This is a genomic window from Streptomyces sp. 2A115 (genome assembly GCF_052245575.1).
Classification (GTDB): Bacteria; Actinomycetota; Actinomycetes; order Streptomycetales; family Streptomycetaceae; genus Streptomyces.
In genome coordinates, this window is sequence record NZ_JBQQCG010000163.1 from 1 (window position 1) to 9,427 (window position 9,427).

Annotated in this window: 2 protein-coding genes; both read right to left on the bottom strand. The window is 68.3% G+C overall.

All coding sequences use genetic code 11. The features are described from left to right. Window positions 1-332 precede the first annotated feature (332 nt). Window positions 333-6,374 carry a hypothetical protein gene (locus ACTWQR_RS54650; RefSeq protein WP_443234826.1) on the bottom strand — a complete coding sequence of 2,014 codons (6,042 nt, stop codon included), beginning with the start codon at window positions 6,372-6,374 and terminating at the stop codon, window positions 333-335. Between the two features lie 71 nt (window positions 6,375-6,445). Then, on the bottom strand, window positions 6,446-8,695 hold the full coding sequence (locus ACTWQR_RS54655) for a hypothetical protein (protein ID WP_443234827.1): 2,250 nt from the start codon (window positions 8,693-8,695) through the stop codon (window positions 6,446-6,448). Window positions 8,696-9,427 lie beyond the last annotated feature (732 nt).

A 9,427-nucleotide genomic window follows, 5' to 3' on the forward strand; every position in this document is an offset into this window, starting at 1 on the left:
GGGCGGACACGGACGGCGAGCAGTCATCTTCAGCCCCCGGCAAGGCAGTTGGCTCCTGCTACCGGCCTACGACCAGACCGACCCGTCGTCAATCCCCACCACCGCCGGATTTAACGAACTACCGGTAGTCCCGGGGCATCTGTGCTTGGCAGTGGGAACCGGTCCTCCACTTACTGGTCGGACGGCGTATCTCTCGCTCGAGGTGCTGGACCAGGATCCACCGCAGTTCGCCGGTCTGTGCCAGGTCTGGCGAGACAAGATCAGGTGAGCCGACGTTCTGCCGCTGTGACGCTCTCGCCGCGCCGAACCCGGCGAGAGCGTCGCCGTGTCAGTCACGCGTAGAGCGCCACACATTCCCGGAGCAACGGCTCCAGCCGCAGCTGGCCGTCCTCGCGGTCGAAGACCTGGAGGGCGTCCAGGCAGGTGGCGATCCATCGAGCCTTATCCTCGTCCTGATCCTCGAATCCGGCCTGGACCGCCACAGCGGTCACCGCGCTCTCCAGGTCGAACGGGTCGTCCTTGAACTCGGCGGCGAGTGCCTGGTAGCCCGTAGCCAGCATCGGGTCCGCGTACAGGCCAGTCGCCTCGGCGAAGGCACGGGCCTCGGCCCGGTCCGTGCACAGACCGCCCATGCGGCGCAACGTCTCGTCAGGGTCCCCAAGTTCGCCGTGCAGGCGGTGGGCCCGGTCCACTAGGAGCGGCCAGCCGCCAGTCAGTCCGTAGAGGCGGTCCAGGCGGTCCTCTGTGTGGAACATCTCTACGCGCTGGGCCCAGCCGCGCAAAGTGCGTCGGTCGTGTCGGCGCAGCACGACGGGGGCGGCCGTGGTGCGTTCGGTGCCCGTCAACAGGGGCCGCCACAAAACCAGTTGGGTGGGGTCGGCAATAAGGACGACCGCCCGGGTCACGCCCGGCGTACCGGGCAGCAGTGTCTCGGCCTGGTCGACGGCCTCCCGGCAGGCTTCCGGGCGTGCCGGGTAGTTGGCGAAGTCGCTGATGACGACTCGCCGCTCACGCGGCACTCCGCCCGTGATTTCCTGCCGGTAGACACGTGCGTTGCCGACGGGTGGCAGCTTCCAGTCGGCGATGCGTCCGGCGACCGTACGCAGGGTGTCACCGACGTCGGTGACACCGGTCGCGGGGGTGCCGAGGACGACCCTCGTCTGGTTGGACCGCTCGCCGAGGAGGTCATCCAGCTGGGTGATGGTGAGCGGAGCCGACCGGCCGTCAGGCAGTTCGGGACGGCCCTCCTGCACAATGCTCTCTTGGAGTTCGCAGTCCTGTTCGGCCCTGAGCAAGCGGGCTTCCACCTCGTGGGAGGTGCCGATCATGCGCAGGGCGCTAGGGCCGCGCAGATGCCAGCCCAAACCGTCGTGGTTCGGGGCGAGAATGCCGAGGCCGACCATCTCGGAGAGGTAGGCACGGAAACCCTCGGTGTCGAGCTGGTCGAAGCCCTTGCGCCAGTACGTCTCGCACTCCTCGCGCAGTTCGGTGTCGCTCAGCCGCACCTCCAGGCCACGGTGACGGGCGTGGTATGCCAACACGTTGGCGATCACGTCGTAACGGTGGTCGAGGCTCAGCGTGTCTTTGAAGGCCGCCGAAATGCTGTCCCTGAGACCTGTGTCCGACTCCACGACTTCGATGTCGGCGAGCTCCACCGCGTACAGAGGTTCCTTGGGGCCCTCGGGTCCGCGCCGTGCCCGCTTGCGATGCATCACCTCGACCAGCCGATGCCCGAACATCTGGAGCAGGAAAGGCTGGTAGGAGCAGTAGCCGAGCACCCTGTTGACGAGGTCCAGGTCCAGGAACTCGAAGCCGAGTGCTCGCATCGGCTCGACCAGCAGCTCTGCGGCGAACTGGGGAGCGAGTGGGCCGATCACCTTCGGGGTCTGCGCGAGGTGGCCGAACGGCCCGTTGCTCGCGAGTTTGGAGAACCGCTGCACGGAGTGCAGGCCGGCGAAGACGACCTTGGCGCGGTCCTTGGTGTCGTCCCCGAGGCCCTTGAGCTTCTTGGTCTGATTGAATCGGGGGGCATCCGCCTCGAAGAACTGGTCGCACTCGTCGAGCAGGATCAGCAGACGCCGACGCGAGTCTCCGTCGGTCCACGCCTGGATGCCCGCACGTACCCGCTCGGAGATGTCCTTTGCGGGCCTGCGGCCTTGGGGACGACTCAGGACCTGCGCCTCGGTCAGTTTCCTGTCCAGGACGCTCCACAGGGTCTCCGGCCCGAGCGAGCTGCCCTTGCCGATGTTCTCTTGGTCGAGGTTCACGTACACGGTCTGGTAGTAGCCGGGACGCTGCTCCATGAACCTGTCCCCGGCGTCCGCGAGCAGGGCCGACTTACCCAAGCCGCGGCCACCAAAGATGACCTGGGTGCCACGCGGGTCGAGGATGCTCTTGCGTTCGGCGTCACGGCCATAGAACATCTCGCCACCAATCCGGCCGCGCTTCTCCCTGATGTACGGATTGACGCCGGAGAACGGCAACAAGGTCTGCGTGGCAGTGCTGACCTGGCGGTTGCCATGGGCCGCGAGATAGGCGAGGGCGGCGTCGTCCACTACCAGCAGCGGCTGCGACAACCGCCCGGAGCCGACAGCGAGTTCGACGCGGGCCTCACGGCTCAGCGTGCCGAAGTAGGCGACGAGGAGGCCTGTTCCGCTGGTGTCGCGCTCCGCCCAGCTCATGACGACCTTGGCGGGCGGCCGACCCCACACCATCATCACCCGGAGGTTGCCGCCCTGTTCCCTGATCTGCGAGCCGAACGCCGGCGCCTTCGCCCTGCCATTGATCGCTACCTCGGTCGCTTCGAAGAGTCGGTATTCGCGCCGGTGCTGAGACCGCTCGTCGAGCTGCCGGGCGCTCTTGGCGTCGTAGCCGAGGAGCTTGAGGAGCGGCGGCACCCGCCGCGTATGCGCCACTTGGAGCCGGTCTTTCGGCTCGGTGGCACCCATCACCCGCCACTCGTCGAGGGCATCGGCCGCCAGTGCCGCCTCGTCGGTGGATAGCGCGCTGTAGTCCAGAACGGGGATGGTCGGGTGTGTGCCGCAGGACCGGACGAGGTCTACGAGCTCACGGTCGATGCCCCCGCGCAGTCCGTCGGGCACGGCCGGGAAGAACTCCGCCAGATGCGACTCGCCGCTCTCGATCTCCGGGATGTCTTCGCCGATCTCCAAGAAGTAGACGAGGTCTGCGGCGGTGGCCAGGTCGTTCGTCTCCAGGCGCCGTAGCACCTGGGCCCGCTGGTCCGCGGTGGAATCCAGGACATCGAGGCGGGCCCGGATCCGGTCGGCCGCCTCCCGCCGGAAATCGGGCAGGCTGCTCCGTACGGTGTCGAGTCCGCGCCGTACGGCGACCAGGTTCTGCGTGTCGGCGCCGTCGAGTCGCTCGCGAGCGTCGGCCAGCAGTTCCTGCAGACGCAGGTCCTGGTCGTCGGTTACAGCGCCGTCGGCCTGCGCACGGTGCAGCTCGGTGACGAGTTCATCGTGCTCCTTCCGCAGTTTCGTGCGCCGTGCGGCCTCCAGCTCCTCGATCTCGGCGAGCGCGGGCGGCGTGAACTCCCTGGCCTGCACGGCGGGAAGCACTCCACGTCCGGCCAGCTCGACGATGGTGCGGACCGCGGCGAAGGCATCGTGGTCCAGCCGCTCGGCAAGGGCGTCCTGCCAGCTTCGGTCGACCGCGGTGATCAGCTGGTCGAGCGAGGGCTGCTCGTCCACGGTGTCGCACACCTTCAGCAGTTCCGCACCCAGGACGAGTTCAGAGGCGAGTGAACCGCCCGTACGCATGGTCTTGGTGCCACCGGTCAGCAGGGCGAACAGCTCCTCCATCGAGGCGCGTGCCGCCCACGCCGCTGCGGCGGACAGGGCACCCGAGCGCCGCGCCAGCTGCTCGAGTTCACCGAGGGCGGCCTCCTTTGCACCCAGCAGAGACTGGCGCAGGGAGGAGATCTCCTTGACCGCCCGGTTGCTGTCGGACCGGTCGCCGCGGCGGGTGCCGTCGACCACCAGGCACCACTCCTTGGCCAGGCCCACTGCACGTTCCACGAGATGCACCAGGTCCTGCCGCCCGGCACCCTGGAGGGGTTTACCGCTGGATGAGCGGTGCTTGCGGTCCATACGGTCGATCTCGTTGTTGACCTCGGCCAGTTTCGACAGGCGTTCGGTCTGCTCCCGGACGTGCTGAATCGCGTCACGGTTGTCGTGGACCACCCTCATGAGCAGCGATCCGAGCATCCCGTCGTCCGACACCAGCCATCGCTTGGCGATCTCCGTCGCCCGTGCGAACCTCAGCCTCTGCGGTGTGAGCAGGGCACGGGATTGGTCACGCAACTCCCGTAGCCGCGCTTCTCGCTCGGCGTCGTCGGCGATGACGACCAGCGGTGAGGCGATCAGGGCACCACTGAGCGCACGGTCGGCGACGGCGGTCGCCGCTTCGCCGAGACGGTCCGGGAGCCGGGGCACGAGAGCCTTGAGCTGAGCGCCCGCCAGATGATCGCCGGTGATAAGAGCGGTACGCAGCAGGGCGGGCAGCAGCAGGAGCTCGCTGCCCTCCGTGTCGCGGCCCACGTATCCGCCGTAGCTCTGCAGCAGGTCCGTGGTCAGCCGGGCGCCCTGGCTGTCGCCGGAGGTCAGCAGCGCGGCGGCACCGGCCAGGCGGAGCGCCGCCACCTGCGGCTCAGGGTGGCCGGCGGAGTGTGCCACATGGTGGGCGAGTCCGAAGCGCCGCTCGACGACTAGCCGCGCCAGGGCCCGTTCGGCGGCGGTCTCGTCGGCGCCTTCGTCCTCGTCTGCCTTGTCCTCTTTCGCGGAGGTGGCCGGGGAGAGGGTCGTCTCCGGGGTGGGCACGTGCTCGTCGCACGGTCCGGCGAGCGGGCGAGTGGGTTCGGGCGTGGCTTCAGCGGCCGAAGTTGTGCGCGGTGCCGACGCGCCATCAACGGGTGTCGCGGCCTGTGCATCATCGGTGCCAAGCGGATCGGAGACCGCCAGGATAGCGGCGGCTCCCGGGTCAGGGGCGGTGGCAGTCACGCCTGTCGCGCTACGGTCCGCTCGCTCGGTCGACTGTATGTCCGCGCGTTCTCCGATCGTCGTACCGTCGGCAGACTCAGTAGCGTCTGCCGACGGTGCGACGGGTTCGCGGTCGGCCGCCTCCGGCTGAGCCAGCGTCAGTTCAGGGGCCATGACGGCCGCCATTGCACACGCTGGCAGCACCCGCACGACCTGCTCCTGCAGAACCAGGATCTCCGCCGCGGCGTCCGCCTGCCGCCCCAGCCGGATGAGCTGGGTCAAGGCGACGAGAGCAGCACTCTCGTCCCGTTGTCCCTGCTCCCACACCGGCACGTCCACCAAGCGGCGGGCCGCGCCCCGCACGGCCTCGGCGGCGGAGGTGGCGGGGCTATCCGGATGGCATGCGACGCCCAGCAGTTCCCGCAGGGTCTCGCGTGCCTGGAGGTCGTGTTCGTGTGCCACCCGGTGCGCGCTGGCGGCACGTGTCATGTCCTCAAGACGAAGGGACACCCCCTCGATTCCCGCCGCACGGAACACGGCCTCAGCACGATCAAACACGGCGGCCAGCGCGGCGAGCGGAGCCAGGTCGTCGTCCTGCGGAGCGCAGCCGTCCGCGACTAGGGCTGTCACCTTCTCCAAGGCTTTCCGGGCGCGGACGAGGGCCGACTCCAGCTCTCGGCAGACCGCGTCGAGCTCCGTCGCCGCGTCTGCAAGGGTACCTTCGGCCGCCGCCTCGGATCCGTCGTCCGAGGCGGCCGTGGGCGGCAGCTCCCCCTCCTCCGGTGCGCCAGGCTCGAAGCCCGGGTACACCGCCACGATCGACCGGGCCACGTCACCGACCGTGGTCAGTTGCGCCGTCTCGTCCCCGTCGGCGGTCCCCGCGAACCAGTCCTGGTCCGCCGCCCAAGCAAGGATGTGGGCATCGCCGACGGAGGCGTTGCACCACGCGAAGATCGTGGCCCGGACCAGCGGCTCTCCCCACCGGGAGACCGGGTCGGACACGGCTTCGCCGTCCTGAGCGAACACGAAGCGGCCGACCTGGTTCATCACAATGTGTGTGAGTCCTTTGACCCCGCATGTGCAGGTGTGCTGCCATAACTCGCGCTGCAGCCTGCCCAGAACGTCTCCGCACAGGGACTTGCTCGCCCGCCGAGGGGCCGCGATGCGGATTCCCAGGCGGTCGAGCAAATCTTGCCGGTGTCTGGGCGACAAGGAGTTGAAGGCAAGTTCCACCGCGTTGACCGTGAGGTCGTTCAGAGCAGTGGCGGCCGGGTGGGGCAAGGCGTTGAGCGCATCAGCCAGGCCTTCGAGTTCCTCGGCCGAGACGCTCGACGGGGACAACGGCGGCCCCGTGACGACGCGGTAGCGGTCCTGCATGAATACGTGCTCCGTTTCTGTGGCTGTTTCGAGGACGGTTGCGCGCGATCGATTCAAGATGCGCGAAATGATCAGCGACCGCGTGTGTGCTCGGTGACGAACGTGTATCCGTAGGGCAGTGCCCAACCGTCCGCCTTGCCGAGCCTGCGGCAGTGCTCTCGAAAGGCCGTGCGCTGGACCTCGCTGGGCGAGCACCCCGGCCGCAGGCGGCGCAGATGGCCGGGCACGAGCTGAATGCCGCGCAGTCCCTCGCCGCCCGGTTCCGTGCCGCCCCATGGGCGTATCACCCGCCGCCGGGCAGGGCGGTAGCCGACGAGGGGGATGGTTGGCTGCCCGTCGCGCGCCGGGTAGTGCGGTTGCCCCCAGGCATCCCGGCTGCCGATGGCGGGCTCCAGGACCCGCTCCGTGAATAGTTCCGCGACCGCCGATTCCAAGGCAGCAACCTGTGGCAGAGCGGGCCGACGTCCGTAGACCGCACTCGGCAGGACCGAACGGTCCAGCAGGGCATGGCCGTCCAGCGTGAGCAGCCCGCAGCGGCGCACGGTGCGCATCACCAGCTGCCGGGGGCCAAGCCCGGCTGCGCTGTCACCATGGCGGTCGCTGCCTGGAGCATCCTCCCTGGTGAGCACACGCGGGTCGTAGCAGTGGCCGGTCTCACGGTCGCCAATCTGCACCCGTTCTTGGAGGCACGTCGTGGTCATGCGAATCCCCGTGCCCTCGAGGCCCCAACGAACCTCAAGCATCAGGCCGGGAAAGAAGTCGCTCGGCCAGAGGATTCCGGTCAACCGGCCCGAATCGTCACCGAGTTCCACGGTCACATCCTGTGCCGCCTCTTTCTCCTCCAACACCTCGTCGGCATGGTGGAGTTCGAGGCGCAGGGTGGGGCACGGACCAGGGGACCGGCAAAGGTCTCGCACGGCGTCCCGGTGCAGGGGGAACCATCCGTCGATGAGATGGGCCAGCCGCAAGGGCGACCGCCAGACGATGTTGTCCGCATCGCTCCGCAGCAATTCGCCGGGTCCGAGGGAGGCATCGTCGGCGAGCGGCAAGTCGACCGGATCCAGCTCCGCTTCCGGCTCGGACACCGGCTCCGGCTCCGGTGACGCAGGTAGCGTGGACGCCCAACCGCGTACGGCAGGGATGAGCGGATCCCCGGGAGGTTCCGCGTCACCGGGATAGTGGGACCGCCACACGCCTCCGCCCTGGAAAGCATCGTCGAGCGTGATCCGGGCGCCGTTCTCGAACAGCCCCTGGTCACTGTCCCGTTGGACGACATCGGCGAGCGCCACATTCGCCCGGCACACCGCGGCGGCGTACCCCACTCCCATGAGCAGTTCCGTGGCCCCGGGGAACCCACGAAGCCTCGGCCCGACCGCTGTGTACACGGTGACCGGCGAGATGAGCCCGTAGCGCCGTTTCGCCGGGATGGCCGCGTGTTCCACCGCTGCTGAGAGAGACCGGAGATCATCGCCGCCCAGCGGTCCGGTGTCCCGCCAGCAGTCCGCAAGGGAGGTCCTCGTCATGGCGTAGTGGCCCCAAGTACGCAATGCTTCGCTGGAGTTGAGCACTCCCCGCACCGTGTCGAGAAGGCCGAGCAGCCCCGCCCACAGGTCCTCGTCGCGCGTACCGCCCGCCAGTTCGGCGATGGAAACGGGAACAAAAGGGCTGAGCAACTGCTCTCGTGCCGTCGTCACGAGATGGTCCGCGTAGGCCGTCAGGTCGTCACGCCGGGCAGCCTCCGGGGACGGGTAGCAGACCTCGACGACGACATGACCGTCTCCGTTGATCCAGCGTCGGCGCGTGCGTAAGCGGTGGAGCTGGGCGGGCGACAGACTCAGGGCCGAGCCGAAGGCGTGGAGGTCCGGAACCAGCAGCTCTCTGCGCCGCGGCGCGTCGCCGCTCTCCAGCTGGCCCAGTCCTTTGGCCCCCGCAGGCGCTCCCGACACCCAGGCCGGTACGTCACCGTGCGCGCTTACCCCCGGATGCGCGCCTTCCCGGTAGACGATCTCGGCATAGAGGGGGTCCGACCCAGTGGCGACACACACCATGGCGCCGACCGGCAGCACAGGAGCACACTCACCGAAGGTGATCACAGGAAAGTCGTCGAGGCGCAGAGGGCTGCCGCCGTAGCCCTCGCCGCCGAGGTCGTACCCGAAGTACACGGCATTGAAGGCGACAGTGGTGTGCACTGGCGCAGAACGGGCCGCGACAACGGCTTCGAGGTAGCGCCGCAGACGCTCACGTTCCTGCTCGGGTACCGCGTCGTAGCCCGTCGTCATGGCGGAAGTCAGCAGGGCCTGATCGCCGTATGGATCGGGCACCTCCCTTCCCCCACGATTGCTGACCGTTGCCGGCACATCCGGGTCCCCACCCATGACACCTCCGCCCCACCACAAGCCGCCCCCGCTCGCCTGCGGTGATTCCGCAGACTATGCCGACGCCTGGCGCGCCTGTGGCACTTTCATCACTTTGCGTTGGTTGACAGTGACCCAGCACGACGTGTTCACGCCGACACGGACCATCTGAGGGGGGACGGGTAGGGACCGTCAATCGGTCAGGAGCGGAGCAGCAACGGCAGGCGCAGATCGTCCGTTTCTGGCGGGCGGTGGAGTACTTCAGCCCGCGAACGTCAATCCGGCGAATCCGGGCAAGAGCGTCCTCCCTGCAGCAGGTTCGCCCACTGCCCTGGGAAGCCGGTTCCACGATCAGTGAGGCTCAGCCCCGTCCGGGCTGCGTGTGGCGGCGCACCGCGTGCGCCGGGATCTTAAGGAGTTACTAAGCCCCTACTAAAATCCTCGCAGCAACCATCCGGTCCGACAGACCTCGTGCCTTCGCATTGCTTCGGTTACTCGGATGAGCCTGGACGAATCAAGCCTCCAGGGGGTGTCCTTCGCCGCCCAACCTCCGCACAGCTTTTCGGTGTTCTTAGTACTCCAGCCGTAGTTCGTGATCTTCATTCCTGAGTGGCTTGTCGTCGGTAGTGGCTGGCTTGGGATCGGGCCTGGTGGCGGCGTCGCCAGTTCGACCAACCGAGCCGGTGGGCTGTGTCGTGG